Source organism: Candidatus Palauibacter sp. (assembly GCF_965237495.1).
Classification (GTDB): domain Bacteria; phylum Gemmatimonadota; class Gemmatimonadetes; order Palauibacterales; family Palauibacteraceae; genus Palauibacter.
In genome coordinates this window covers 2,264,854-2,291,271 of the sequence record NZ_OZ250143.1, presented here as the reverse complement: position 1 = coordinate 2,291,271, position 26,418 = coordinate 2,264,854, and the positions used below count along the sequence as shown (strand labels likewise).

Genomic DNA, 26,418 nt, shown 5'->3' with positions numbered 1-26,418 from the left:
CGTGGCCTCCCACCTGATCTGGGCCGCGGATGAGCGCAGGGTTCCGAAGAGCGAAGATCGTCAGCACGATCGGCCCCGCTTCGTGGGACCGGGACGTGCTGTACCCGTTGATCGAGGCCGGCACGGACGCGATCCGCCTCAACTTCACGCACCTGCCGACGGATCGTGCGAGCCGCGTGGTCCGCAGGGTCTCGGAGGCGGCGCAGGAGGTCGGACGCCCCGTCGCCATCATCGGCGACCTCGGGGGCCCCAAGATCCGGGTCGGAGATCTCCCCGGCGGCCGTCTCGAGGTCGAACCTGAAGAGACGTACTGGTTCTTCCCCGAGGGCGAAGAGCCCCCTGAAGAAAGTCCGCCCGGCCGGAGGATTCCCACCACCTACCGGGCGCTCTCCGAGGAGGTGGAGCCGGGCACCCGAATCCTCCTCGACGACGGGCACTTCGAGTTCGTGGTGCGGGAGGTCTCCGAGGACGGCACCCCCTGGGTCTCGGCGCGGGCCTTCAGCGTCGGTGTGCTGAAGTCCCAGAAGGGGATCAACCTGCCCGGCGTACGCGTCGGCGCCACGGCCCTGACGGAGAAGGATCTCGCCGACATCAAATTCTCGGTCGAACACGTGCTCGACTACCTCGCGCTGAGCTTCGTGCGCAGGCCCGAGGATCTCGAGACCACACGCCGGAAGATGGACCGCGGGTCCCTGCTCATCGCGAAGATCGAGAAGTCGCAGGCGCTCGAGAATCTCGCGGAAATCCTGCCCCTGAGCGACGCGGTGATGGTCGCCCGGGGCGACCTCGGCGTCGAACTGCCGTACGAGGAAGTCCCCATGATCCAGAAGCGGATCATTCGGCTCGCCCAGGAGCGCGCCCGACCGGTGATCACGGCCACGCAGATGCTGGAATCGATGATCGAGAGCCCCCGCCCCACACGGGCGGAAGTCTCCGATGTCGCGAACGCGCTGCTGGATGGGACCGATGCGGTGATGCTCTCCGCGGAGACGGCGATGGGTGGGTATCCGGTCGAGGCGGTGCGCACCATGGACCGGATCATCCGGCGCATCGAGCACGAACGCCTGGGGCGGACGGGCCAGGCCGGGAAGCACGTTCAGGGCCTCTCGCAGATCCAGCAGACGACCTCGGGGGCGATCGCCGCGTCGTCGCTGATCGCGGTCGAGCGCATCGACTCCCCGTTCATCGTCACCTTCACGCAGAGCGGCTATACGGCCCGGATCGTGTCGGCGCAGCGGCCATCCGTCCCCATCCTCGCGATCACCGACCAGTGGAGGACCTACAACCAGCTGGCGCTGGTATGGGGCGTGCAGCCGGTCCTCTTCCGCGGGGGGATCAGCTACTCCAGCATGCTGGACAAGGCGCGGCATGAGGCCCTCGAACTCGGCATGGGCGAGCCGGGCCAGCGCTTCGTGGTGACGGCCGGCGTGCCGTTTCACGTCCCCGGCACGACGAACATGATGCGCGTCGAAGAGTTGTGATCCGCCTCTTCCGGCGCTGACGGCCGACCGTGAGAGTCCGATTCCTCGGAACCGGTACTTCGTTCGGAGTCCCGGTGATCGGCTGCCGCTGCGCCACCTGTCGATCCCGGGACCCGCGGGACCGCCGGACGCGTCACGGCCTCCTCATCGAGGCGGGGGAGGCCCGCCTCCTGGTGGACACGCCCCCCGAACTTCGTGTCCAGCTCCTCGGCGCGAAGGTCGACCGGATCGACGCCGTGTTCCTCTCACACGAGCACGCGGACCACACGCACGGGATCGACGACCTGCGGATCTTTTCCCTGCGCCGGGGCGGCCCGATCCCCCTCTACGTGGCGCGGGAGTTCGAGTCCGCGATCCGGCGGCGCTTCTCGTATATCTGGGGCGGCGGCAGGGCGCAGCCCGGATCGGCGGTGCCGCAACTCGACCTCAGGACCTTCGAGGATCGCGAGGTGATCGCGCCGGCCGGGCTCGAGTTGCGGGTCGTCGCGCTCCCGCACGGCGTGTACCGCAGCTACGGCTTCCGCACGGGAGGGCTCGGCGTGCTCGTCGACGCGAAGTCGATCCCGGAGGATGCCGTCGAGGTGTTCGCCGGGGTGGACGTCCTCATCATGAACGCACTCTGGTTCGGGGACCCGCACCCCGGACACTTCTCGATCGAGGAGGCGGTCGCCACCGCGCGGCGACTGGGGGCGCGGCGGACGTACCTCACGCACATCGCGCACCGAACGACCCACGCCGAGATCGTGCGCCGCGTGCCACCGGGCATCGAACCCGCCCATGACGGACTGGTGGTGGAGCTTTGAACCCGAACCGGGTCCGGAACTTCTCCATTATCGCCCACATCGACCACGGAAAGTCGACGCTGGCGGACCGGCTGCTCGAGCGCACGGGCGCCGTGGACCCCCGGAGGATGCGGAAGCAGGTCCTCGATTCCATGGAGCTCGAGCGCGAACGCGGGATCACGATCAAGCTCAACGCCATCCGCATGTCCTACCGGCACCCCGACGGGGAGGAGTATCAACTCAACCTCATCGACACGCCGGGCCACGTCGACTTCACCTACGAGGTGAGTCGGAGTCTGGCCGCGTGCGAGGGCGCTCTGCTCGTCGTCGACGCGACGCAGGGCATCGAGGCGCAGACGCTCGCGAACCTCTTCCTGGCCGTCGAAGCGGGCCTCGGGGTGGTTCCCGTGATCAACAAGATCGATCTCCCGGCGGCCGATCCGGAGCGGGTGAGCGAGGAAGTGTCGGAGTTGCTCGGGATCGATCCCGCCGCGGTGATCCACGCCTCGGCGAAGGAGGGGGAGGGGATCGACGCGGTCCTCGAAGCCATCGTCGAGCGGGTGCCGCCTCCGGGGGGAGATCCGGACGCACCGCTCAGAGCGTTGATCTTCGACTCGCAGTACGACCGCTACCGCGGAGCGGTGCCCATCCTGCGCGTGGTCGACGGCCACCTCCGCGAGGGCATGCGCATCGGGTTCGGGCGGCACGACGCGGTGTACGAGGTCGACGAGGTCGGCTTCATGAGCCTCGGCTTCGAGCCGACCGGCGCCCTCGGCTGCGGCGAGGTGGGTTATCTCACGGCGCAGATCAAGAACGTGGGGCACACCCGGGTGGGGGACACGGTTCTCGACGCCGACGACCGGGCTCAGGTAGTCCTCCCCGGCTACCGCGAGGCGAAGCCGATGGTGTTCGCGGGGCTCTACCCGACGGACTCGGACGCCTTCGAGGAACTCCGCGAGGCGCTCGAGAAGCTCCAGCTGAACGATGCGAGCCTCCACTACGAACCCGAGACATCGGAGGCGCTCGGGTTCGGTTTCCGCTGCGGCTTCCTCGGACTCCTCCACATGGAGATCGTGCAGCAGAGGCTGGAGCGCGAGTTCGGCGTCGATCTCATCACGACGCTGCCCAGCGTCGAGTATGAGCTGACCCTCACGAACGGAGACGAGATCCGGCTCGAGAACCCGTCGAAGATGCCCGAGCGCGTTCACATCGCCGAGGTCCGGGAGCCGTTCGTCCAGATCCGGGTCGTGTCGCCGGCGGACTACATCGGGGCGATTCAGAGGATCTGCCACAACCGCCGCGGCCGGTACGTCAACCTCCAATACCTGGACCCCACCCGGGTGGAGATCGCCTATTCGATGCCGCTCGGCGAAATCGTGCTGGACTTCTACGACAAGCTGAAGTCCGTGTCGCGCGGGTATGCGTCGCTCGACTACGACATCTCCGGACACGAGCCGTCGGACCTCGTGAAGCTGGACATCCTGCTCAACGGTGACTCGGTGGACGCCCTGAGCGTCATCGTCCACCGGAGCCGGGCCTACGAGTTGGGGCAGAAGATGGCCCGCAAGCTCAAGGAACTCATCCCCCGGCAACTCTTCGATGTGGCGATTCAGGCGGCGGTCGGGCGGGACGTGATCGCGCGGACGACGGTGAAGGCGTTACGGAAGAACGTGACCGCCAAGTGCTACGGCGGCGACATCACGCGCAAGCGGAAGCTCCTCGAGAAACAGCGGGCGGGGAAGCGGCGGATGAAGCAGGTGGGTAGCGTCGAAGTTCCCCAGGAGGCCTTCCTCGCCGTGCTGCAGGTCGAGGGCGACTGACAGCCGCGGGCACCGCCGACCCGCGGCCGCGAGGCGTCGGTCTTTTGGAGGGGGCCGGCTCGGCGGTCTATCATTTCCCGGACCGGGCGTTGGAATCCCGCCGAACCCCGGAGAGAGGACGTGGGCGTGAGCGTGAGCGACAGGCGTTACATCATCGGCGTCGACCTCGGGGGGACGACGATCAAGGTGGGGGCGGTGCCGGTGGGCGGCGGCACGGTCCTCGGCATGCGTACGCTCCCGACCGACGCGCACGTCGGCGCGAAGTTCGTCGTCGACCGCATCGTGTCGATGATCTTCGAGGTCAAGCGCGACGCGGCCCGTGAGGGGGGGTTCGGGGAGGACGCCTTCGTCGGAATCGGGCTCGGATCCCCGGGACCGCTGGACCGCGAGGCCGGAACCGTGATCGAGACGCCGAACCTCGGCTGGAGGAACTTTCCCCTCCGCGACCTTATCGTGAAGGCGACCGGACTCGAGGCGGAACTCGACAACGACGCCAACGCGGCGACGCTCGGCGAATGGTGGCAGGGGGCGGGGCGCGGGGTCGACCATCTGGTCGGGGTTACGCTCGGGACGGGGATCGGCGGCGGGATCATGCTGGGCGGGGAACTCTACCACGGGACATCGGATGTGGCCGCGGAGATCGGGCACATGACGATCGACTTCACGGGGAGAAAGTGCCGCTGCGGGAACTACGGGTGTCTCGAGGCCTACGCGTCGGGGCCCGCCATCGCGGCCCGGGCGCTCGAGGGACTCGAGGCGGGGGCCGCGAGCCTGATCCCCGATCTGGTGGGGGGCGATCTGCGGACCGTCACGGCGGAGATCGTGTCGGACGCGATCGTGGCCGGAGACGACTACGCCGTCGGCGTGATGCGGGACACGGCGGCCTTTCTGGGGACCGGCCTCGCGAACCTCATCAACATGCTGAACCCGGAGATGATCGTCGTCTCCGGGGGGGTCACGAGGGCGGGGAAGCATCTGTTCGATCCGCTTCGGCGCGAAGTGCGAAAGCGGGCGTTTCGCCCCGCGGCCGAGGCCTGCCGGATCGTGAGCAGCGAACTCGGCGGCATGGCCGGCGTGATCGGCGCCGCCGCCACCTACCATCTTGCCCGACTCGGAGGTCTTTGAGTTTCGAATGCCGCGGCTGGGGATCGTGGGGACGATGGTGTGGGATACGATCCGCGCGCGCGATATCGGCCGGGAGGCACCGGTCCGCGAGTGGGGCGGGATCGCCTACGCTCTCGCCGCCGCCGATGCGGCGCTCGGGGAGGACTGGTCCCTCTTCCCGATCATCAAGATCGGACAGGACATGCGTGAGGCCGCTGACGTCTTCCTCGGGAGCCTCGAGCGTCTCGACTCCCTCGACGGCGTCCGCACCGTGCCGGAACCGAACAATCGGGTCGAACTCGTCTACCGCGACGATGCGCGGCGGTGCGAGAAGCTCACGGGAGGGGTGCCGGGATGGACCGCGGAGGAGGTGCTGCCGCTCGCGCGATCGTGCGACGCCGTCTACGTGAACTTCATCGCGGGCTGGGAGCTGGATCTGCCGGCCGCCGCCGCGCTGCGGCCCGCGACGGCCGGTTCGGTCTACGCCGACCTGCACTCGCTGATGCTGGGGGTCGGGGCGGACGGCGTTCGTGCGCCGCGACCCCTCGCCGACTGGCGGGCCTGGCTCTCGTGTTTCGACATCGTGCAACTCAACGAGGACGAACTCATGACGCTCGCCGCGGGCTGGGACGACCCCTGGGCGCTGGCCGCCGATGTCGTCGGTCCGGTGACGCGCGGGCTCCTCGTCACCCTCGGCGAGCGGGGCTCGGCCTGGGTCGCGACGCGCAGTTTCCGGGAGGCGCCGACCGCGCCGCGCGCTCCCCTGCACGCGCTGGAACCGGCCGAGGCCCTGGTGAGCGGGAAGGTCGAGCCGGAGTCCGCCGTCGCGGGCGGTGACCCCACGGGCTGCGGAGACGTATGGGGGGCCACCTGCTTCGCGACGATGCTGGGCGGGGAGGATCTCGAGGACTCGATGCGGGCCGCGACGCGGGCCGCCCGGCAGAACGCCGGTTTCCGCGGAGCGACCGGCCTGGGAGAGTTCCTGCGGTCCGAGACGGGCCTGCTCACCGGCGCCGCGCGCGCGCGGGAGCGAGGTCCCGCGTGAGCCGGGTCGTCCGGGTCCCCGCCACGCTGGACGAGGCGGCGTTCGAGGTGCTCATCGGCCGCGTACGCTCCGGCGGCGACGAGCAGGCCCGGCTGCTGCTCGACGCCCGGGCGGTGCGCTGGGTGTCGCCGTACGGGCTCATCGGCCTGCTCGCGGTCGGGCAGGAAGCGCGCCTCCGCACGGGGCTGCCTCCGCTCATCGAGCCTCCTCGGGATGCGGAGGTTCGCTCCTACATCAACCGGATGCACTTCTGGACCGCAGCGGCCGACGTGTTCGACCTCAAGGCGGTGCCACCGCGCCCGCCCAGCATCACCGATGCGCTGATCGAAGTCACGCCGATCCGTTCGCACGAGGATGTGCATTCGGTCGTGGAGGGCGTCCGCGAGCGCGCGCAGCGGATCCTCCACCGGCGGCTCGGTTACCCGAAGCCGGCCGTGATCCACTTCTCGGTCATGCTGTCGGAGGTATGTCAGAACATCCTTGAACACGCCGGCTCGATCGGCTGGGTTTGCGCCCAGCGCTATCGGTGGAAGCGCCGCCTCGGCCGCGACGTGGTCGTGCTCGCGGTGATGGACGTCGGGGTCGGGTTCGAGGGCTCGCTGGGCGCCGAACACGCGCGCCGCACCGGCGAATCGTGGTCGGCCGCCTCGGTGCTCGAGGCCGCCTTCCTGCGCGGCGAATCGAGGTTCCCGGACCCGGGGCGCGGCCAGGGGCTGCAGGCGATTCGGAGCCAGGTCATCAAGTGGAACGGCGTCGTCCGGATCCGGAGCGGCGACGCGATGATCGCCCGCGTTCCGGAGTGGGACGACGCCGATCCGCTCCGGACCGGGCTCACGCGATTCCCGGGCGCTCAGGTCCTCATCCTGCTGCCGGAGCGGGCGGGTCGGGGGGAGTCGTGATGCCATGAGGCCGGCGATCGCCCACACCAGGCTCTTCAGCTATCTCGTCACCCGGCCCACCGGCCGTACGGTGCGGACGAACGTCGAACGCCAGATCGCCGCGGCGGGCCGCACCGTCCTGGCGGTCCTCGACCTCCGCCACGTCCCCCTGATCGATTTTTCGTGCGCGGACGAGATCGTGGCGAAGCTGGTCCTCCTCGCGTCCGACCCTTCGACCCGGCGGCGGTTCGTCCTCTTCCGCGGGATCGCCGAACATCACCTTGAGCCGATCGAGTCCGCCCTCCGGCGGCAGGGCCTGGCGGCGGCGGCCGAGAGCGCGGACGGGCAACCCCTGCTCATGGGTGCCCTCGACGCGGGCACGGTTGCCGTGTGGCGGGAGATCTGGGTGCTGGGTCGCACCCGTGCGTCTCCCCTCGCGGACCGGCTCGATCTCCCGGTGGAGCGGGTGCGGGGGGTGCTCGACGACCTCGTAACCCGCGCGCTCGTGATCCGCGATGGCGACCGGTACGTGTCGCTGGGCCGGGCGCTGCGCGACGCGGGCCCGCCTCCGGACGAGGAGCGCGAGGACCTGTGAGGCTGCGTCGCCGGGCGACCGCGGTCCTCGCGGCGCTGGGGATGGCCGGGGGGCTCGTCGCGACCTTCGCCTTCTTCCAACTGCAGCGGTCGATACAGCCGCGTTCCGGCGAACACGCGATCGCGGGCCTCACCGGGGCGGCCACGGCGACCTTCGACGAATGGGCCATCCCCTCGATCTCGGCTGCTACCGAACTCGACGCGATGCGCGTCCAGGGATTCGTGCACGCCTCGGAGCGGCTGTGGCAGCTGGAGTTCTTCCAGCGTGTGGCGCGCGGGCGTCTGGCGGAACTCTTCGGCGAGGCGGCGCTCGACGCGGACCGGCTCATGCGGACGCTCGACGTGTGGTCGGCGGCCGGCCGGGAACTCGAATCCGCGACGCCTGCGGACCGGGCCGCCGTCGAGGCCTACGCTCAGGGCGTGAACGCCCGCATCGCGAGCTGGCGCGGGCCGTGGCCCCCGGAGTTCCTCCTGCTCGGGATCGAGCCACAACCGTGGAGCGCGCAGGCCTCGCTCTCGATCGGCCGCATCATGGCGCTGGATCTCACCGAATGGCGCACCGAACTGTCGCGGACCCGCGCGCTGGCGACGCTGGACGTCGCCCGTCGGCGTGCCCTCGGCGCGGGCTATCCGGCGTGGGGGCCCACGATTCTCCAGGACACACTCCCGGCGGGGACCGCGCCCCCGCGCCTCGCAAGAGCCTCGGAGCCGGAGGCCGCGGAGATCGCCGCCGCGTCCGTATCCGGAAGCGCTCCCCGGGGTCGCCCGCCCCGCCTGTCCGTGCTCGATCTGGGCTTCCGGGCGTCGAACTCCTGGGCCCTGGCGGGATCGCGTACGGCGGACGGATACCCTCTGCTCGCGAACGATCCCCACCTGTCGCTGCGCGCCCCCTCGACCTGGTATCTGAACGCCATCGCGTGGAGGGAGCCCGAGCAAGCCGTGGCCGGACTCTCGATCCCGGGCGTCCCGGGGGTCGTCATCGGACTCAATCGCGATGTCGCGTGGGCGTTCACGAACGCGATGGTCGACGACGCCGACTTCATCGTCGAGGGGATCAACCTCGACGGGTCGATGTACCGGGATACCGACGGGTGGCGCCCCTTCGAGTTGCGGACCGAGGAGATCAGCATACGGGGCCGGGACGAACCGGAGACATGGGTCGTCCGCGAGACCGTCCGCGGGCCCGTAATCACCGACCTCGTGCCTGCCGGCGGTCTCACGCTCTCCATGCTTTGGACCGGGCTCGAGCCCGGCGGTGCCGTGGCGGGCCTTCGCGGCATGAACCGGGCGGGCGATGCGACCGCTTTCGAGGCGGCCGTGGTGCGCTTCCGGTCCCCGCACCAGAACGTGATCTACGCGACGGCGGAGGGGGAGATCGGATACCGCATGGGAGGGTCCGTCCCGAACCGGCCGCCGGGTTCGGGGGCGCTGCCGATCTCCTTCGAGCGCATGCCGGCGGGCTGGACGGGATTCTGGCCTCAGGACGCGATGCCGGCGCTTCGTGCGCCCGGGAGCGGATACCTCGTCAGTGCGAACAACCTGCAGTCCCGGCCGGCTTACGGCCGGGTGGGCGTCGACTACCCGGCTCCCTTCAGGGCGCGTCGCGTCGAGGACCTCGTCTCGAGCGCCACGGACTGGACCGTCGACGAGATGCGGTCGACCCAGCTGGACAGCTACAGCCTGTGGGCGGAGCGCTACCGTCCGCGCGCGGTCGGCGCGGCCCGCCGCGCGGGTCTCGACTCGCTCGCGGCCGTCCTCGAGGCATGGGACCTGCGCACGGAAACCACGTCGCTCGGGGCGGCGCCGTTCTACACCTGGCTCTACCGGCTCCGCGAACTCCTCGTCGCGGATGAGTTCACGGAAGGAGATGGCTGGTTTCCCGACCTCGCCTTCATGGAGATCGTCGAGAACGATGTGACCGTCTGGATCGACGACCCCGGGACGCCCGAGATCGAGACGCTGGGGACGCTGGAGGAGGAAGCCGCGCGGACCGCCGCGGGGTCGCTCGGCCGTGCCTGGGGGGAGGTCCACCGCGAGCGCTCGGCCCACCCGCTCGGGACCGTCGGACTCCTCGACCGCGTCTTCGGCTTCCACGTCGGTCCGTACCCCTCCCGCGGCGGACGGCACACCGTGCGCCCCGACGCCCCGTCGCTGAGAGCCCGGCTCGACTCGACCGCGTGGCACCTTCCCGTCGTGAGCGAGTACGGGCCCAGCGCGCGGTTCGTCGCCCGCGCTGCGCCCGGCCGGATGACGGGCCACTTCCTCCTCCCGACGGGCCAGGCGGGCAACCCTCTCGACCCCCACTACCGCGACATGGCCGCCGTGTGGGCGGAGAGCCCGCTGATCGAACTTCAACCTGGCCGCCCGCCCGACCCCGCTGCGGACGAGCTCCACTTCCTTCCGCGCGAAGGCCCGGGGATGTTCTCGGACCCCCCTCGCTCTCGTTGACCGCCGGACGGCGGAATCCTAACTTTCGCCGGTGCCGTGGGAGCCGATTTCCAGGGCACCCCAGGGGTATGGAATCGCCCCCGACCCGCGCCAGGATCCGACTGAGGTGAGTACCGCCACCGGCGAGAGCACGCTCGACCAGATCGAGAAGATCCTCGACGACATCCGCCCGGCTGTGAGGGCCGACGGCGGCGACATCCAACTCGTCTCCTTCGAGCCCGAGCACGGCCTCGTCGAAGTTCGACTCGTCGGCGCCTGCTACGACTGTCCCATGTCCACTGCCACCCTGCGGGCCGGAATCGAGCATCAGCTGCGGCACGCGCTTCCCGTGGTCCACTCGGTCGAGGCCGTCGCCTAGTCAGGCGCCCGAACCCCTGTGTCCGACACTCCCGCGCGCGGCCCCCGGCCGCTCCCGATCATCGACCCGGCGCCGAAACGTCCCGGCCCTCCTCCGAGGGGGGACGACCGCGAAGCGTCCCGCCGGCACCCGTCGGAGGCCCCGCCCATGCCGGGAGTCCGACGCGTCGTCGCCGTCAGTTCAGGGAAGGGGGGCGTCGGAAAATCCACTCTCTCGACGAATCTCGCCGCCACCTGGAGCCGCCGCGGACACCGCGTCGGCCTGCTCGACGCCGACATCTACGGTCCCGACATCCCGACCATGTTCGGCATACAGGGGAAGCCCCGGATCGATCGTGAAGAGGTTGTGCCGCTGGAGGCGCACGGGGTGAAGCTCATGAGCATCGGGTTTCTGATCGAGGAAGATGCTCCGGCGATCTGGCGCGGGCCCATCATCATGGGGGTGATCCGGCAGTTCCTGCAGCAGGTCGCCTGGGGCGAACTCGACTACCTCGTCATCGACCTCCCCCCCGGGACCGGCGACGCTCAGCTGTCGCTGTGCCAGCTCGTCCGGGTGGATGGCGCCGTGATGGTCACGACGCCTCAGGATGTCGCCGTCGGCGGCGTGCTTCGCGGCATCCGGATGTTCGAGAAGCTGCGGGTGCCCGTCCTCGGGATCGTCGAGAACATGCGCGGCTTCGCGTGTCCCGGGTGCGGCGAGATCCACGACATCTTCGGCGCGGGTGGGGGAGAGCGGCTCGCCGCATCGATCGACGTTCCCTTCCTGGGGGCCGTCCCGCTCGGGGTGGCCGTCCGCGAGGAGGGCGACCGCGGAATCCCGACCTCCATGGGGAGGCCGGACGCGCCGGAAGCCCGGGCCTTCGGTCGCATCGTGACGGCCGCCACGGCCCGGCTCGAGGAGATGGAAGCCAAACGGCGCCAGCCAGGGGAACCGGGCGGCTAGCCGCGCTCGACCGTTACGCTGCCGAGCCCCGCCACGAGGGTGATCTCCAGCCGCACCCGGGCCGATTCCCAGTTGGGGCTCAGGTAGGCGTCCCCGACTTTCCGAAAATCCTCCGCCGCCAGCGATGCGAGTCCGCTCCGCCGCACGCGCACGCCGATCTCCGGCGGAACCCGGATGACCAGCTCCCCCAGCGCCATCCGGATCTCGGCCTCGGCGCTGGACCGCCATGCACCCGAGAAGTCGAGCACGACATCCCCCACGACGCCGTCGAACTCCATGCGCTCGAAGCGGGCATTGCCGAGGTCCTCCGCCACGAACCCCGTCGCGCCCGATTTCATCGACAACAGTTCCATCGGCACCCGGTTCTCGCGCGCGAAGCCGACCCGGACGTCGCCGGCGCCCGTCAGGAACTCGAACGCCGTGAGCGTCATCCCGCCGAGCTCGAGCCGGGCCCGCCCGGCCCCTACGCCGACCCGAAGCGTGGTGGGCACGGACGGGTTGACGGAGAACGCGAGACGTCCCCCCTGATCGAGACCGCGGTCCAGATCCGCCAGGTCGAACTCCAGATCCCACTCGTCCAGGCGAGCCGCGGCTTCCTCCTCATCCCGGCGTTCGGAGAGCAACGTCGTGCCGAACCGCAGCCGCCCGGTGTCGCCGTCGCGGCGCCAGTTCCGGTCGGGTGCCGAGTGCGCGGCGTCATAGAGGAGCCGCGCGTCGTAGAGCAGCGCCGGTTCCGCCGGAGAGACCTGCAGGGTGCCCCCCGCGTAGAGCAAATGCACGTCCAGCCGCTCCACATCCCCGACCTGTCGCGCCGACCGGAAGTCATGCCATTCCTGTCCGGCTCCGGGCGAGGCCGCACAGATCGGGATCAGGGAGAGGAAGGCCGCCGTCAGGGCTCGGCGGGAGCCCGAATCAGGCATCGGGGGCCGGACCGGAAGGCTCATCGGCGACATCGACCTCGATCCCGACGTCCCCGGGCTCGGCTCCGGCCGACCAGTCGATGACCACGCTGCGGCTGCCGGCGCGCGTGAGCAGCACGCCTCCGAACCCCGCGGTGACCAGGACCCAGGTCCCGAGGCCCGCCACGAAGAAGATCAGGCCGCGCACGAAGCCCGCCGCCCCGCCGAACACCCACAGGAGCGCGCCCGCGGCAAACGGGAGGATGAGCAGGATGAGTCCACTGCCGACGTAGTAGTAGGAGTTCGATCGCCGGAGTCCCTCCATCCACGCGTAGCGGTAGCGGCGGCGGGCGAACATCTCGCCGGCGCCGTGCGCCACCGCGACGTACCCCGCGAGCCCCGCGAGCCCGACCGTGAGCACGAAGAAAGGCACGACGGGCCACGTGATGACGAGCACGATGAGCACGAGGAGGGCGGGGAAGAAGAGGATCTGTCCGGCGAGCCCCATGGCGAAGGAGCGAGCGAACTCGCGCCGCACCGTATCCGAGACGGTCTCGATCCGGCTGCGCGCGAAGTAGACGAGGAGCAGCCCCAGCACGACGAGGCCCACAAGGGTGGAGATGGCCCCGATCAGACCTTCGGCCGCGTTGCCCAGGTTGCGCAGGAAAAGGGACCCGGGCCCCGGCCCGCGTGCACGCTGCCGGGCCGAGCCGGCGACCACCTCGGCCGCCGGACCGGGCGGCGATTGCGGAGCGACCTCCGTGGCGGGGTCGGGCGCGGCGAGCGCGATGTCAGACAGGATCTCGCCCCCGATCGTGGCCGTTTCCCCGCGGAAGAGGAGTTCGCCACCGACCCGGAGCACATCGCCCTCCACCCGGGCAGCGTCGACGAGCAGGAGCGTTCCGTCCAGCAGCAGCGCATCGCCTTCGACCGCGCCGGCCAGGCTCAGCGTCCCGTCGAGAATCGCGATGTCTCCCGTGATCGTAGTCTCCGCCGGGATCCGGTAGTCTCCGTGCACGATCATGGCCAGGTCGCCTTCAACCGACTCCCCGGCGGCGCCCAGCCGACGGAGCGCGTCCCGCAGGCGTTCCAGTCGGTCGCCGACATCGAACCCAAGTCCGCCGGGGACGATCTGCAACGACCCGGGGCGAAGCCCCGTCTCTCCCTCGTCAGTTCTTGCGACGGCCGGGGCCTCCACGGCAGGCTCGAGGATCTCCTCCAAACGGAGACCCAGCGCCCGGGCCGCGTCCCGTTCGGACCCGGTCTGGACCGTGGACCACTGGGCCAGCAGGGCGCGGAAGCCACGGAGGCCCTCGCGCACCCTCGCGCCGTCCTCCCCGGCGTGCTCGCGAAGGAACTCACGCCAGCCGACGACGATCGTGCCGGGGTCCCCGTAGGAGCCGATCACCGCGCCGTCGAGCTCGATGGTCTCCCCCTCGAAGCGCAGCCGATGCTCGGTGCCGTCCTCCAGCTCGAACCACAACTCGGCGCGCCCGCCGGCGGAAAGCGTGATCACGGCGTCCGCGATCTCGACCTCCTGCGCGCTCGCCGGGAGCGGTCCCGGGAAGCAGGCGAGAAGCGCCACGAGCGGGACGACGCCGGCCGTTCCGCGGAGCCGGACCGGCTGGCGCGCCGGCCGCCGGAAGAGCGCGGTCATGACCCACAGCGACGCCATGCCGGCGAGGCCGGACAGCGCCAGGCTCGTGAGCGCCGCGGCGGGGCTGATCCGATCGAGGACCGACCCGCCGGCGTCCACGAGACCCAGGCGATACCCGACCCGCCCCGCGGCCAGCGCCGCGTCCACGAGCACCGCCCGCGCGCCATCCAGCGTGAACGCGAGGAGTTGGCCGGGCGCGAAGCCTCCGACTCCGAACAGCCATGCCGCGACCCCTGCCGAGACGCTCAGCGTCGCGGTGCCGGCCGTGGCGAGCGCCGCCCGGCGCCGGCGCGCGAATCGAAGCAGACGTTCGGGCCACGGCACCGGGAGCCGCACGCGGGCCAGCACCGCGGACGCGAAGCCGGGCGCCGGCAACCAACCGGGGAGCCGGCCCAGTTCGCGATCCAGGGCGGCCCCCGCCAGTTCGATCCGGCGCGCCACACCGTCCGCGAACCCGGCTGCGGGTCGATGCCGTTCCATGCCATCGAGACGCACGAGCACGGCGCGAAGCGCCTCGACTTCTCGCCGACAACGAGCGCACGACGCCAGATGCCGCCCTGCGCCCCGGGGCGGGGGCGAAGCGCCTCGCTCTTCGGCGCGTCGCTGGATTTCGTCAGGCGTCAGATGCCGCACGTTCGCTCCTGTTTCCGCGAGGCGGTCCCGGGGTCCACATACGTTCGCCTTCGCGGGCCGGTTTCGTCACGCGCGCGCGTCCCCGCTCTCGGTGCGACGCGGGGTTACTCCACGGACTGCCAGACTAGGGCTCGGTCAGATGTACGAGAGCGGCCTTCAGTTCGTTTCTGCCCCGATGGATATAGGTCTTGACCGTCCCCAGCGGGATGTCCATGACCCCGGCGATTTCGTCGTACGTGTGCCCCTCGACGTGCCTGAGGAGGATCGCCGTCCGGTATTCGGGCCTCAACCGCCCGATCGCCTTCTCGATCTCGGACCCGAGTTCGCGCGCCTCGAGAAGCTCATCCGGCCGCTCGTCCGGCGACACCAGGGTGATCTCCGTCGCGGCGCGCCGGTCCGGGGTCACGGCGTCCGGCGCTCCATGGATCGACACGACGTGCAGTTCCTTCTTCCGGAGATGGTCGATCGTGAGGTTGTAGCCGATCTTGAAGAGCCAGGAGGAGAACTTGTAGGAGGGATCGTAGCGGCGGAGGTTGTTCAGCGTACGGACGAAGGTCTCCTGGGCCAGGTCTTCGGCCAGCTCGCGATCACGAACCATGCGAAGGATGAGGGAGAACACCGGGCGCTCGAAGCGCAGCACGATCTCCCGTGCGGCCCGCTCGTCGCCGCGGAGACACATCTCCACCAGCGTCTGATCGCTGTGATCCGAGTAGCCCACTCCATCTCGCCCGTTCGAGTGGCGGCGACAGGGCCCGCGACATGCGGGCCGGCGGCATTGCGCTCCGACTTCCGGCCCACTCTACCCGCGCCGGGTGCTCAATATGCGGCCGGCGCCCCGCGGACGGCATCGCCCGCGCCGAGGAGGCGGCCCCCGGTCAGCGCTGGCAGTCGGCGCAGAAGAAGGAACTCCGCCCCGCCTGCACGATCCGCACGATCGACCCGGAGCAGCGCGGACATCTCGATCCTTCGCGCTGGTAGACGCGAAGTCGGGTCTGAAAGGACCCCGAGAGACCGTTCACGGTCCGGTAGTCCCGGAACGTCGTTCCCGCGTCCGCGAGCGCCTCGCGCAGGACGGCCCGAACCGCGCGCTGCAGCCGGCGCGTTTCGGACATGTCGAGCGAGCCGGCGGCCCGCCGCGGGTCGATGCGGGCGCGGTGCAGCGCTTCGCTCGCGTAGATGTTCCCTACGCCCGCCAGCCTCCTCTGATCCAGAAGGACGTTCTTGATCGGGGCGCGTAGCGGCGCGAGGATCCGCGCCAGTTCCGCCGCGGTGAACGCCCGGCCCAGCGGTTCGGGTCCCAGTGCCGCGGCGCGCGCCTCCCACGCATCCGGCGTCAGCAGGTCGAAGCCGCCCAGCCGGCGCACGTCGTCGTAGAACAGCGTTCGGCCGTCGTCGAGGACGAAGTCGACCCCCGGGTGCCGGAACTCGGGCCCGTCCGGTCGGTCGGCCGCAAGCGCGAACCGGCCGGTCATGCGCACCTGCACGCGCAGGACGCGCTCCACGGGACCCTCGAGGTCGTTCGCGGCGTGCAGCGGGAAGAGCAGGTACTTCGCGCGCCGTCCCGCGCTCCCGAAGGTGCGGCCGCGAACGGCGCGCCGGAACGCAGGTCCCGTCATGCCGCCCAGGATGAGGTCGTCGTAATGAACGCGCACGCGCGCGATGCGCCGGCCTCGCAGCAGCGGGGCGAGGTCGCGCCGCATCGTCTCGACTTCGGGAAGCTCCGGCACGATCGGTCGGTTACGGCCTCGCGTCCCCGGGGGGCGCGATCAGAGCGCGCTCGCCCGCGGCGAGCCGGGCGGGCTCGAGTTCGTGCCAGCCGATGTCGGCGCGAGAGTGCGATCCCTCGAACCGGATGTGCTCGACGGCCTCGCGGCTCCGTCGCGCCGCCTGCTCGAGTGTGGTGCCGAACCCGGTGACCCCGAGCACGCGCCCGCCCGCCGTGACCAGCCGGTCCCCGCGAATGGTCGTTCCGGCATGAAACACCTTGACTTTCTCCGGGTCGAAGGCCGGGATCTCGATCGGCCGCCCCGAGTCGGAGCCCTCGGGATAGCCGGCGCTCGCCATGACCGTCACAAGGGCCGCGCCGGTCGAAGCCTGGGGGTGCCAGCCGCGAAGCGAATCGTCGTGAGCCACGCGGAGCATGGGTTCGAGCAGGTTCGAGCGCGTGAGGGGGAGGACGACCTGGGTCTCCGGGTCCCCCATGCGGCAGTTGAACTCGACGACCCGCGGCCCCTCCTCCGTGAGCATGAGGCCCGCGTAGAGAAAGCCGCGATACGGCGCGCCCGCCTCGCTCATCGCCTCGAGGACCGGCTGGGCGATCGTCCGCCGCACTCGCTCGATGAACGCCGGCCCGCACGGCCCGGCCGGGGCGTACGCCCCCATCCCCCCGGTGTTGAGTCCGCGATCTCCGTCTCCGACCCGCTTGTAGTCCCTCGAGGTGAGGAGGGGAACCGCCCGCTCCCCGTCCGCGACGAAGAAGACGGACAACTCGACGCCGCGCATGAACTCTTCGATCACGACGCGCGCGCCCGCGTCGCCGAACCTGCCTCCGATCATCATCTCCCGGATGGCGGTCCGCGCCTCCGCACGCGACTCGCAGACGATCGCGCCCTTCCCGGCGGCGAGGCCGGAGGCCTTGACCACGAGTGGCTCGTCGTGACCGGAGACGTAGTCCAGCGCCGCTTCGGGATCGTCGAACGTCTCGTGGTCGGCGGTGGGCACGCCCCGCTCGCGCATGAGCCGCTTGGCGAAGGCTTTCGAAGCTTCCAGGCGCGCCCCGTCGCGGTCCGGCCCGAACACCGGAAGCCCGGCCTCCCGGAAACGGTCCACGATCCCCGCGGCGAGCGGCGCTTCCGGCCCGACGACGGTGAGATCGATGCGGTGCTCGACGGAGAACTCGACCAGCGCGTCGATGTCTCCGGCCGGGATGCCGACGAGTTCGGCCGTGCCCCGCATGCCCGGATTGCCGGGCGCCACGTGGATCGTGGCGTCGGGGGCGTCTCGCCGCAGACAGTCGGCGATCGCGTGCTCGCGGCCGCCGCTTCCGATGATCAGAAGGTTCATGGCGGCAGGATGACGGGCGAGCGCCCGCCCGGCAACGGGCAGCTAGCGTTCCTTGCGGCCCCGGAACGTCTCCGAGATCCGGCCGCGCAGCCGGTCGACCGCGGCGTCCACCTCGTCGAAGATCTCGCGGGCGCCCTCCTGGTAGCCCGTCATCGCCTCCTTCAGATCCTCGCGATAGGGGTGGTCGTCCTTCTCGCCCCGACGCTGGTACTCGCCCGAGAGGATGCGCTCGTACTCGCCGCCTTCGATCCAGTCCCGCAGTTCCGCGACGCGCATGACCGCGAACGGGTGCGTCTGGCCGAGCACGTTGAGGATCTTGTAGACCGAGTCGAGGAGATCGCCGCCCTCACGGTATTCGTCGGACTGGGCGATGAACTCGTCGAGGTCGAGGTCGACGCCCCGGGTGCCGCCCGCGAGCTGCATCAGCGCCGACATCGTGACCCGGGGGTTCTGCACCGCGAGCAGGCCGGCGCGGTCCGAGGAGAGTTCGCTCTTCCGGTACCACTCCCAGAGGGCCATGAGGATCGGTCCGAGCGCGAGGCCGGCGAGCGTGTAGCGGACGAGGACCAGTTTGAAGATCAGGAGGAGCAGCGTCCGGTAGAACACGTGGCCGGAGAGGATGTGCCCGACCTCGTGACCCAGCACGGCCTCGACCTCTTCCTCGGAGAGCACCTCGAGCATGGAGGAATTGAGGACGATGAACGGCTCCCCGAAGCCGACGGCGCCCGCGTTCACGATCGGGGTCTGCGAGATGTAGCACTCCGGCGGCTTCTCGAGGTCCAGGACTTCACACACGCGGGCCAGCCGCGCGTGGACCCAGGCGTACTGCTTCTCCGATGTCCGCACGGCGTTCGCCTTGAAGGCGAGCCTGAGCGCGCGCTCCCCGAAGAGCGCGAAGATCTTGCGCAGGACGAGGTCGAACCCCGGAATCCTGCGCAGCGCGTTGAGGGCCGCCCGATCCGCCGGGTGCTCCCACGAGATCGGGGCGATCTGCTTGAGGATCCGTCTCTGGCTGTCTTCGGTTGCCGCCATGGGTCACTCTCCTGCGCGCCACACCGTTTCGCGTTCGGCCCGCCGCCCTCGCGCCGGGCCCGCCGTCCGCGCCCCCGCTCCTACGTCAGGCCCCCGTCGCCTGTTTCAGGCATCCGGCCGTCCGCTCAGAGGGCGGCGAGCGCCTGCGCGATGTCGTCCACAAGGTCGTCGCCGTCCTCCACCCCCACCGAGAGCCGCACGAGTCCCGGACCGAGTCCGATCTCCCTCTTCTTCTCCTCCGGCACCGAAGCGTGGGTCATGGACGAGGGGATCGAGACGAGACTCTCGACGCCGCCGAGGCTCTCCGCAAGCTGGAAGAGCCGGGTCGAGGCGGCGAACTGGTTCGCCCGTGCCTCCGAACCGAGATCGAAGCTCACCATCGACCCGAAGTCGCGCATCTGACGCTTCGCGAGCTCATGCTGCGGGTGGTCCTCGAGACCCGGGTAACGCACGGATTCGACCTCGGCGTGTCCGCGCAGAAGGTCCACGACGCGTCTCGCGTTCGAACAATGAGCGGGCATGCGCAGGTGCAGCGTCTTGGTGCCGCGCAGGACCAGCCAGCAGTCGAAGGGGCCCGGGATCGCACCGGTCGTCCTCTGCTGAAAACGGAAACCCTCGTCGAGCTCATCGGAATTCGTGAGCAGCGCCCCTCCGATCATGTCGCTGTGGCCGTTGAGGAACTTCGTCGTCGAGTGCATCACGATGTCCGCCCCCTCGTCGAGCGGCCGCTGGAGGAAGGGCGTGGCGAAGGTGTTGTCGACGGAGAGCACGGCCCCCGCGGCGTGCGCGATCCCGGCGCAAGCCGCGATGTCCGTGATCGTCATCGTCGGGTTGCTCGGCGTCTCGACGTGGATGAGCCGCGTTTCGGCCCGGATCGCGGCCCGGACCTGGTCGAGGTCGGTCGTGTCCACGAAATCGAACGCGACTCCGAACCGACCCCACACGTATCGAAGCATGCGGTCGACGCCTCCGTAGACGTCCGCGCCGCAGATGAGGTGGTCGCCGGCGTCGAGCACCGTCTTGATGATGGCTTCCGTGGCGGCCAGGCCCGAGGAGAAGGCGGCGCCGTGCCGGCCGTTCTCGAGCGCGGCGAGGTTCGCCTGCAGCGCGTCCCGGGTGGGATTGCTGACCCGCGCGTAGTCGTACCCCTGCCGGGGGGAACCCACGGCGTCCTGGACGTAGGTCGACGTCTGGAAGATCGGCGTCATGATCGCGCCGGTCGTCGGGTCGGGGCGCTGTCCGGCGTGCACGGCCCGTGTCCCGAAGCGCTGGGCGGCTGGGTCCACGTCGTCGTCTCCGGTTCGGGTCGAGGCCGGCGGCGCGCCGCTGCGCGTCGCTGGGTTGCCGGGGGAAGGTATTCCCGGAATCCGGGCGGGGCGACCGGAGGCGGCGTGCGGCCTCGCCAAGCCGCGGCGACCCCCGGCCATTAGACTACGGCCGTCCAGCTCACCTGCCGCGTCGGATGGGGGCGGCCACGGTCGCGCCGCTCCCCGCCGACGGGATCCCGAAGACCGGGTACGGGGGTACGCGAAGCGTGTCCAGATCACTCATAGTCTCCGCTTCAGGCATCCGCGGCATCGTCGGACAGGGGCTCACGCCGGAGATCGTTGCGCGCTACGGCGCCGCCTTCGCCGCGCATGTCGCCGCCGGGAACCCCGGCCGCGGAGTCGTTCTCATGGGACGCGACAGCCGGGTCTCCGGACCCGCGCTGCTCGACGCGGCGTCGGCCGGCGTACGGGCCGTGGGGTTGGATGTCTGCGACCTGGGCATCGTCTCGACGCCAACGGGCCTCCTGGCGGTGGGAGGAGACGAGGGAGCGGTCGGCGGACTTCTCGTCACCGCCTCGCACAACCCGGCGGAGTGGAACGGGCTCAAGCTCGTGTCGCGGGAGGGACGGTTCGTGTCGCCGGCCGCCGGGCGGGACATCCAGCGCCGCTTCGAGGGGGAGATCGCGTACGCGGGCCCGATGGACATCGGGACCCGGACCGCGCGCGAAGGGGCGATCCCCGCCCATGTCGAGGCGATTCTGGCGCTCCCGCTCGTGGAGCCCGCGCGCATCGCGGCGTGTGGCTTTCACGTCGCGCTGGACTGCGTCCGCGGGGCGGGCGGGCTGATCCTTCCACCGCTCCTCGAACGGCTGGGCTGTCGCGTCAGCGGCCTCGATCTCGAGGCGGACGGTCGGTTCACACGGCCCCCCGAACCCGTGCCCGAGAACCTCGGGCGGCTATCGGAGCTGGTCGCCGCGACGGGAGCGGATGTGGGGTTCGCCGTGGACCCCGACGTGGACCGGCTCGCCCTCGTCGACGAGAACGGGCGGCCGGTGGGAGAGGACTGGACGCTGGCGCTGGCGGTCGAACTCGTGGCGGCGCGCGAGCCGGGGCCGGTCGTGACGAACCTTTCCTCCAGCCGCTCCGTGCAGGATGCCGCCGAACGGGTCGGCGCGCCGCTCTACCTGACGCCGGTGGCGGAAGCGAACGTCGTCGCCCGCATGCTGGAGGTCGGCGCGAGCATTGGAGGGGAGGGCAACGGCGGCGTGATCTATCCCGGTTTGCATCTGACCCGTGATGCGCCGCTCGCCGCCGCCCTGATCCTGCAGCTCCTGGCGGAAAGCGGGTCCTCTCTCGGCCGTCTCGTCGACGAGCGGTCCTCGTACAGGATCGTCAAGCGAAAGGTCTCTCGAGAGGGACTCGGCGTGGATGAGGCGCTCGCGTCGATCGCGGCCGCGGCCGCGCCGGAGACCCGGAGGGACCTTCAGGACGGGATCCGGCTCGACTGGCCGGACGGATCGTGGGTTCATGCGAGGCCGTCCGGGACGGAGCCGATCTTCAGGATCATGGCGGAGGCCGCGGACGAGACGCTGGCGAACGCCCGCGCGGACTGGGTCGAACGACTCGTGCGCGTCGCGGGCTGAACGACCGATGTGCGGGATCGTCGGGTACGCGGGCCCGGAGCAGGCGGCGCCGGTGCTCCTGGACGGGCTCCGCCGCCTGGAATACCGAGGGTACGACTCCGCGGGCCTGGCCGTTCACGGCCTCTCCGGGATCGTGCTGCGCAAGTGCGCCGGCCGGGTCGACAACCTCGCCGCCATGCTCGAGGAACAGCCAGCGGACGGGAAGATGGGCATCGCGCACACGAGATGGGCGACGCACGGCGCGCCCACCCGGAACAACGCGCATCCGCACACCGACTGTCGGGGCGAACTGGCGCTCGTCCACAACGGGGTCATCGAGAACTGCCACGTGCTCCGCACGAAACTTACCGAGCTCGGACATCGGTTCACGACGGACACGGACACGGAGGTACTCACGCACCTCATCGAGGAGGCGTTCGAAGGGAACCTCGAGCGCGCCGTCGCGGCCGCGCTGACCCAGGTCGAGGGCGCGCTCGGGATCGCGGTCATGAGCGAGGCCGATCCGGCCAAGATCGTGGTCGCGCGCCGCTCGGCACCCCTGCTGCTCGGGATCGGAGAGGACGGCGACGCGGCGACCTGGGTGGCTTCCGATGTCGCCGCGGTCCTCGGGCACACGAGACAGGTCGTCTATCTGGACGACGATGAGATCGCCGTGCTCACCCCGGGCGGCTACGAGACGATCGAACTCGGGGCGGGGCACGGTCGAGTCGGCCGGGAACCGATCCGGAAGGAGATCAGCCACATCGACTGGGACCTCGAGAGGATCGAACGGGCGGGATACCCCCACTTCATGCTGCGGGAAATCCACGAACAGCCGAATACCGTGCGCGATGCGACGCGCGGCCGGTTGCTGGAGGAGGAAGGTACGGCGCGTCTCGGGGGGCTGGACGAACTCGAACCGGAGATCTCGCGCGCCGAGCGGATCATCCTCGCCGGCTGCGGGACCAGCTGGCACGCGGCGCTCGTGGGCGAGTACCTGATCGAGGCACTGGCGCGCATCCCCGTGGAGGTCGAGTACGCCTCGGAGTTCCGATACCGTAGCCCGGTGCTCGACGCGGCCACGCTGGTGGGGGGCATCTCCCAGTCCGGCGAGACGGCGGACACGCTGGCGGCCGTGCGCGAGGCCAAACGGGGTGGCGTCCCCGTGTTCGGGATCGTGAACGTGGTGGGGTCGACGATCGCCCGCGAAACGGACGCGGGCGTCTACCTGCACGCGGGACCCGAGATCGGAGTCGCCTCCACCAAGGCCTTCGTGGCGCAGATCACCACCCTGGCTCTGTTCGCGCTCATGGTCGCGAGACGGCGCGGGCTGGACCGCGAGGCCGGGCGCCGGCTCGTCCGGGCGATCCGGGGGCTTCCCGCCCTCCTCGAGGAGGTGCTCGAGAGCGAGGCCCGCATCCGTCGCGTGGCGGAGGAATTCGGGGATGCCGCGAACTTCCTGTACCTGGGGCGGGGCCCGAACTTCCCGATCGCCCTCGAGGGCGCGCTGAAGCTGAAGGAGATCTCCTACATCCACGCCGAGGGGTATCCTGCCGCGGAGATGAAACATGGGCCGATCGCGCTCATCGACGACGAGATGCCGGTCGTCTTCATCGCCCCCCGGGATTCGGTCTACCCGAAGATCCTGCTCAACATCGAAGAGGTGAAGACCCGCGGCGGGCGCGTGATCGCCCTCACGACCGGCGAGGACGAGGAGCTCGTCGCGAGGGTAGACCATCTGATCCGGGTGCCGAAGACGCTCCCCCTGCTCCAGCCGATCGTGAACGTGGTGCCGCTGCAGTTGCTGGCCTACCACATCGCCGTCCTGAGGGGGTGCGATGTGGACCGGCCGAGGAACCTCGCCAAGACCGTCACGGTTGAATAGCCGGCCGCCCCACCGATAGTTTGTCCGGGCGGCGCGGGCCGGCCGGTGAGCGGGCCCCGTCTCACGCCGAGGAACCCACGGGAGCGGGAGCGGAAGGGATGCGGAGTGCGTACCTCCAGGGGCTGACGGAGCAGGTGGCCAAGTACGCGGGCACCCTGCGTGACGTGGTCGTCCTCGCCCCCGTCTACGGGATGCTGATGTTCACCCTCATGAAGGATCCGCGCCTGGGCCGGCAGCAGCGCCTCCTGGTGGACGCGGCCATCGCCTACCTCGTGAGTCCCGATGACGTGATCCCGGAGGATGAGGTGGGGCCCTACGGCTCTCTGGATGACGTGTTTTGCTGCGCCTACGTGGCGCACCGGATCGGAGAGGAACTTGGCTGGGATGTGGTGGAGGAGCATTGGACGGGCGAGCGCTCGGCGCTGGAGGTCTCGAACCATCTGCTCGCCCGCGAGCGGGAACTGCTCGGCGGGGCGGGCGACGACGTTCTCGAGTTCGCGGGGCTCCTCGACCGGCGGCCGGACTCCGATACGGAACGCGGGCCGCTCAGACTCACTCCGGTCGGCTAGCCGCTCCGCTCGCGGGAGAGCCGCGTTCGTGCTCCTGGTCGGGCTGTCGGCCGGCATCGTCGCCGCCACGCCGGCCGAGGCCCAGTACCGTCTGACGGCCCCCTCCGGCGCGGTGGTCGAGTTCGAAGCGGACCGTCTCCTCCGCTTCCGCGACCGCTCCGACTCCCTGATGACCGATCTCGTGGAAGATCCCCTCGTCCTCTACTATCGGTCCTTCGGGCGTGATCTCGACGAGTCCGAGGCGCGGGATGCCTGGCCGTGGAACGCGGCCGAGGTCGTGACCGACTCGCTCGCGGCACTCGTGATGCCGGGCAACCTGAGGGAAGCCGGCCGCGCGTACGAGAGCTACGTCGTCCTCCGGATGCACGCGGTCCGCCAGGACCCGGACGTGCCCTGCGAAACGCTCCTCGGGCGGGAGATCGATGCCCTCGACGGCTTCATCGACGGGTGGATCGTAGCGAGGCTGCTCTTCGGCGGGCCCGCGTACGAGCCGCTCGATGAACTGGTGTTCGCGCGCGAGGCCGACGTTCTCGGCGGCCTGATCCTCGACCGGTCGAACCGTCAGCTGGGCGGGTGCCTCGCCGTCGTTCGTCAGCGAGGCGAGGGCGAGATCGCCGCCTACCGATCCTGGCGGGCGGAGAACTACCTCCCGCCCCGCGGTCGATGAGTCTTCGGCTGCACGACTCTCTCACGCGGAGACTCCGCCCCTTCGAACCGGTCGAGCCCGGCCGGGTCCGGATGTACACGTGCGGGCCAACGGTCTACGACCGCGCGCACATCGGGAATTTCCGCGCGTTCACCTGGGAGGACCTCCTCCGGCGCTACCTCCGGTTCAAGGGGTACGAGGTCGAACAGGTCATGAACCTGACCGATGTCGACGACCGCACGATCGCCGCGGCCCGGGCGCGCGGCGTCTCGCTGGCGGAGGTGACCGATCCGGTCATCGAGATGTTCCTCGAGGACTGGCGCACGCTCGGGCTCGAGGAGCCGGAACACGTCCCCCGCGCGACGCGACACGTCCCCGGGATGATCCGGCTCATCGAGGTGCTCTCCGCCCGCGGGCTCACCTACGAGACCGAGGGTTCCGTCTACTTCGCGATCGGGCGTTTCCCCGAGTACGGTCGGCTGGCCGGCATCGACGCCGCCGAAGTGGCGACCGTGGGCCGCGCGTCGGGCGACGAGGAATACGACAAAGACGACCCCAGGGACTTCGTTCTCTGGAAGGGCGGGGACCGGGGGGGCGAGGGCGCGGTGGCGGCGTGGGAATCGCCGTGGGGGACCGGCCGGCCGGGCTGGCACCTCGAGTGCTCGGCGATGGCCATGCACTACCTGGGCGAGACGCTGGACATCCACGCGGGCGGCGTCGACAACCTCTTCCCGCACCACACGAACGAGATCGCGCAATCCGAGGGGGCTACGGGGAAGACCTTCTCGAAGTTCTGGCTGCACGCCGAGCACCTTCTGGTGGAGGGGCGGAAGATGTCGAAGTCGCTCGGCAACTGCTTCACGATCCCGGAACTGACCGCGCGTGGACACGCGCCCTCGGCCATCCGGCATCTCCTCCTGAGCGGACACTACCGGACGCAGCTGAACTTCACCTTCGAGGGCCTCGAGGCGTCGGCAAGGGCCGTGACCCGACTGCACGAATTCCGACGCCGCCTGCGCGCGGCGATCGAGGCCGGGGTCGGACGGGGCGACGGAGCGGCGAACCTCGGCACGCTCGCGGGGCGGAGCCGCGACGCCTTCGAGGCCGCGATGGACGACGATCTGAACGTGAGCGAAGCTCTCTCCGCCGTGTTCGGGCTCGTTCGGGAGGCGAACCAGACGCTCGACGTCCGCCGTCCCCACGCCCCATCGGGGGCCGAGGCCGTCCTCGCCGTGATCGACGCCTTCGACCGCGTGTTCGGCGTGCTGGCGCTCCGCGACCTCGAGTCCGCGGGGGCCGACGAAGGACTCGTGGAATGGGCCAGGGCCCGCGTCGGCGACCGCGAGCGTGCCCGCGCGAACCGGGAGTTCGCCCGGGCCGACGCGATCCGGGCGGAGCTGGAGGCGCGCGGCGTGGTGGTGGAGGATCTGGCGGACCTCACCCGTCTCCGCGTGGGGTCGCATACGGTCCTCGTGCCGCGGGTGCCGCGATAGCGCCCGCCGCCGGGAATGCCGGCTCTCGATGCTTGACGATCGGGCCAGAGGGTCCGTACGTTAGCAAACTGTTCCGTGGACGGGTCGCTGGCGTAGCTCAACCGGTAGAGCGTCGGATTTGTAATCCGGAGGTTGTGGGTTCGAGTCCCACCGCCAGCTCGGTCGAGTCGGACGAACAGCCACCCCGAAGCGATCGGGT

The 26,418-nt window shown here is 70.4% G+C and carries 22 protein-coding genes and 1 tRNA gene; 16 read left to right on the top strand and 7 right to left on the bottom strand.

Features of this window, described 5'->3' with window-relative positions; genetic code table 11:
* Window positions 1–29 precede the first annotated feature (29 nt).
* The 10 genes from pyk (at window position 30) to ACPXY0_RS09995 (ending at window position 11,452) form a co-directional block, all read left to right on the top strand.
* The gene (gene pyk, locus ACPXY0_RS10040; RefSeq protein WP_423924403.1) at window positions 30–1,481 is read left to right on the top strand and encodes a pyruvate kinase; all 1,452 of its coding nucleotides are present in this window, start codon (window positions 30–32) and stop codon (window positions 1,479–1,481) included.
* A 74-nt stretch (window positions 1,482–1,555) separates the two neighbouring features.
* Window positions 1,556–2,284, top strand: coding sequence for an MBL fold metallo-hydrolase (locus ACPXY0_RS10035; protein ID WP_423924402.1), 729 nt, complete (start codon window positions 1,556–1,558; stop codon window positions 2,282–2,284).
* Complete coding sequence (lepA, locus tag ACPXY0_RS10030; RefSeq protein WP_423924401.1) at window positions 2,281–4,083, top strand: translation elongation factor 4; 1,803 nt, start codon at window positions 2,281–2,283, stop codon at window positions 4,081–4,083. Before ACPXY0_RS10035 ends, lepA begins: the two co-directional genes overlap by 4 nt.
* A 132-nt stretch (window positions 4,084–4,215) precedes the next feature.
* Window positions 4,216–5,208: an ROK family protein gene (locus ACPXY0_RS10025; protein WP_423924400.1), complete on the top strand. Its 993-nt coding sequence runs from the start codon at window positions 4,216–4,218 to the stop codon at window positions 5,206–5,208.
* A gap of 7 nt (window positions 5,209–5,215) precedes the next feature.
* Complete coding sequence (locus tag ACPXY0_RS10020) at window positions 5,216–6,232, top strand: hypothetical protein (RefSeq protein WP_423924399.1); 1,017 nt, start codon at window positions 5,216–5,218, stop codon at window positions 6,230–6,232.
* Window positions 6,229–7,131: a hypothetical protein gene (locus ACPXY0_RS10015; RefSeq protein WP_423924398.1), complete on the top strand. Its 903-nt coding sequence runs from the start codon at window positions 6,229–6,231 to the stop codon at window positions 7,129–7,131. Before ACPXY0_RS10020 ends, ACPXY0_RS10015 begins: the two co-directional genes overlap by 4 nt.
* 4 nt (window positions 7,132–7,135) lie before the next feature.
* The gene (locus ACPXY0_RS10010) at window positions 7,136–7,705 is read left to right on the top strand and encodes a hypothetical protein (protein WP_419942255.1); all 570 of its coding nucleotides are present in this window, start codon (window positions 7,136–7,138) and stop codon (window positions 7,703–7,705) included.
* Window positions 7,702–10,152, top strand: coding sequence for a penicillin acylase family protein (locus ACPXY0_RS10005; protein WP_423924397.1), 2,451 nt, complete (start codon window positions 7,702–7,704; stop codon window positions 10,150–10,152). The genes ACPXY0_RS10010 and ACPXY0_RS10005 overlap by 4 nt, the downstream gene beginning before the upstream one ends.
* A gap of 106 nt (window positions 10,153–10,258) precedes the next feature.
* A complete protein-coding gene (locus tag ACPXY0_RS10000) occupies window positions 10,259–10,510 on the top strand; it encodes a NifU family protein (protein ID WP_419934972.1) in 252 nt (83 codons plus the stop codon).
* A 147-nt stretch (window positions 10,511–10,657) separates the two neighbouring features.
* Window positions 10,658–11,452: an Mrp/NBP35 family ATP-binding protein gene (locus tag ACPXY0_RS09995; RefSeq protein ID WP_423924396.1), complete on the top strand. Its 795-nt coding sequence runs from the start codon at window positions 10,658–10,660 to the stop codon at window positions 11,450–11,452.
* Here ACPXY0_RS09995 and ACPXY0_RS09990 read toward each other — a convergent pair.
* The 7 genes from ACPXY0_RS09990 to ACPXY0_RS09960 form a co-directional block, all read right to left on the bottom strand.
* Complete coding sequence (locus tag ACPXY0_RS09990; protein WP_423924395.1) at window positions 11,449–12,372, bottom strand: hypothetical protein; 924 nt, start codon at window positions 12,370–12,372, stop codon at window positions 11,449–11,451. The genes ACPXY0_RS09995 and ACPXY0_RS09990 overlap by 4 nt on opposite strands.
* A complete protein-coding gene (locus tag ACPXY0_RS09985) occupies window positions 12,365–14,488 on the bottom strand; it encodes a hypothetical protein (RefSeq protein WP_423924394.1) in 2,124 nt (707 codons plus the stop codon). Before ACPXY0_RS09985 ends, ACPXY0_RS09990 begins: the two co-directional genes overlap by 8 nt.
* A gap of 277 nt (window positions 14,489–14,765) precedes the next feature.
* Entirely contained in the window at window positions 14,766–15,359 is a 594-nt protein-coding gene (locus ACPXY0_RS09980; RefSeq protein ID WP_423924393.1) for an RNA polymerase sigma factor, read from the bottom strand.
* Window positions 15,360–15,516: 157 nt separating this feature from the next.
* On the bottom strand, window positions 15,517–16,368 hold the full coding sequence (mutM, locus tag ACPXY0_RS09975) for a bifunctional DNA-formamidopyrimidine glycosylase/DNA-(apurinic or apyrimidinic site) lyase (protein WP_423924392.1): 852 nt from the start codon (window positions 16,366–16,368) through the stop codon (window positions 15,517–15,519).
* A gap of 10 nt (window positions 16,369–16,378) precedes the next feature.
* On the bottom strand, window positions 16,379–17,704 hold the full coding sequence (purD, locus tag ACPXY0_RS09970; RefSeq protein WP_423924391.1) for a phosphoribosylamine--glycine ligase: 1,326 nt from the start codon (window positions 17,702–17,704) through the stop codon (window positions 16,379–16,381).
* Between the two features lie 42 nt (window positions 17,705–17,746).
* Window positions 17,747–18,736 (bottom strand): M48 family metallopeptidase, encoded by a 990-nt coding sequence (locus tag ACPXY0_RS09965; protein ID WP_423924390.1) that lies wholly within the window; start codon window positions 18,734–18,736, stop codon window positions 17,747–17,749.
* Between the two features lie 125 nt (window positions 18,737–18,861).
* Entirely contained in the window at window positions 18,862–20,022 is a 1,161-nt protein-coding gene (locus ACPXY0_RS09960; protein WP_423924389.1) for a cystathionine gamma-synthase, read from the bottom strand.
* A 248-nt stretch (window positions 20,023–20,270) separates the two neighbouring features.
* Between ACPXY0_RS09960 and glmM the strand changes: the two genes are divergently transcribed.
* The 6 genes from glmM (at window position 20,271) to ACPXY0_RS09930 (ending at window position 26,378) form a co-directional block, all read left to right on the top strand.
* Entirely contained in the window at window positions 20,271–21,647 is a 1,377-nt protein-coding gene (glmM, locus tag ACPXY0_RS09955) for a phosphoglucosamine mutase (RefSeq protein WP_419942244.1), read from the top strand.
* Between the two features lie 7 nt (window positions 21,648–21,654).
* On the top strand, window positions 21,655–23,511 hold the full coding sequence (glmS, locus tag ACPXY0_RS09950) for a glutamine--fructose-6-phosphate transaminase (isomerizing) (protein ID WP_423924388.1): 1,857 nt from the start codon (window positions 21,655–21,657) through the stop codon (window positions 23,509–23,511).
* Between the two features lie 98 nt (window positions 23,512–23,609).
* Window positions 23,610–24,080, top strand: coding sequence for a YkvA family protein (locus ACPXY0_RS09945; RefSeq protein WP_423924387.1), 471 nt, complete (start codon window positions 23,610–23,612; stop codon window positions 24,078–24,080).
* A 28-nt stretch (window positions 24,081–24,108) separates the two neighbouring features.
* On the top strand, window positions 24,109–24,747 hold the full coding sequence (locus ACPXY0_RS09940; RefSeq protein ID WP_423924386.1) for a hypothetical protein: 639 nt from the start codon (window positions 24,109–24,111) through the stop codon (window positions 24,745–24,747).
* Window positions 24,744–26,219, top strand: a complete 1,476-nt coding sequence (gene cysS, locus ACPXY0_RS09935; protein WP_423924385.1) for a cysteine--tRNA ligase — start codon at window positions 24,744–24,746, stop codon at window positions 26,217–26,219. The genes ACPXY0_RS09940 and cysS overlap by 4 nt, the downstream gene beginning before the upstream one ends.
* Before the next feature lie 86 nt (window positions 26,220–26,305).
* Window positions 26,306–26,378: transfer RNA gene (locus tag ACPXY0_RS09930), tRNA-Thr, on the top strand.
* Window positions 26,379–26,418: the final 40 nt, after the last annotated feature.

Excerpts from the sequence above, each read along its gene's own strand:
- pyk (WP_423924403.1), top strand. The coding sequence starts at position 30 with ATGAGCGCAGGGTTCCGAAGAGCGAAGATCGTCAGCACGATCGGCCCC.
- ACPXY0_RS10020 (WP_423924399.1), top strand. The coding sequence starts at position 5,216 with ATGCCGCGGCTGGGGATCGTGGGGACGATGGTGTGGGATACGATCCGC.
- ACPXY0_RS10010 (WP_419942255.1), top strand. The coding sequence starts at position 7,136 with ATGAGGCCGGCGATCGCCCACACCAGGCTCTTCAGCTATCTCGTCACC.
- ACPXY0_RS09995 (WP_423924396.1), top strand. The coding sequence starts at position 10,658 with ATGCCGGGAGTCCGACGCGTCGTCGCCGTCAGTTCAGGGAAGGGGGGC.
- ACPXY0_RS09990 (WP_423924395.1), bottom strand. The coding sequence starts at position 12,372 with ATGCCTGATTCGGGCTCCCGCCGAGCCCTGACGGCGGCCTTCCTCTCC.
- ACPXY0_RS09985 (WP_423924394.1), bottom strand. The coding sequence starts at position 14,488 with ATGGAACGGCATCGACCCGCAGCCGGGTTCGCGGACGGTGTGGCGCGC.
- purD (WP_423924391.1), bottom strand. The coding sequence starts at position 17,704 with ATGAACCTTCTGATCATCGGAAGCGGCGGCCGCGAGCACGCGATCGCC.
- ACPXY0_RS09965 (WP_423924390.1), bottom strand. The coding sequence starts at position 18,736 with ATGGCGGCAACCGAAGACAGCCAGAGACGGATCCTCAAGCAGATCGCC.
- glmS (WP_423924388.1), top strand. The coding sequence starts at position 21,655 with ATGTGCGGGATCGTCGGGTACGCGGGCCCGGAGCAGGCGGCGCCGGTG.
- ACPXY0_RS09945 (WP_423924387.1), top strand. The coding sequence starts at position 23,610 with ATGCGGAGTGCGTACCTCCAGGGGCTGACGGAGCAGGTGGCCAAGTAC.
- cysS (WP_423924385.1), top strand. The coding sequence starts at position 24,744 with ATGAGTCTTCGGCTGCACGACTCTCTCACGCGGAGACTCCGCCCCTTC.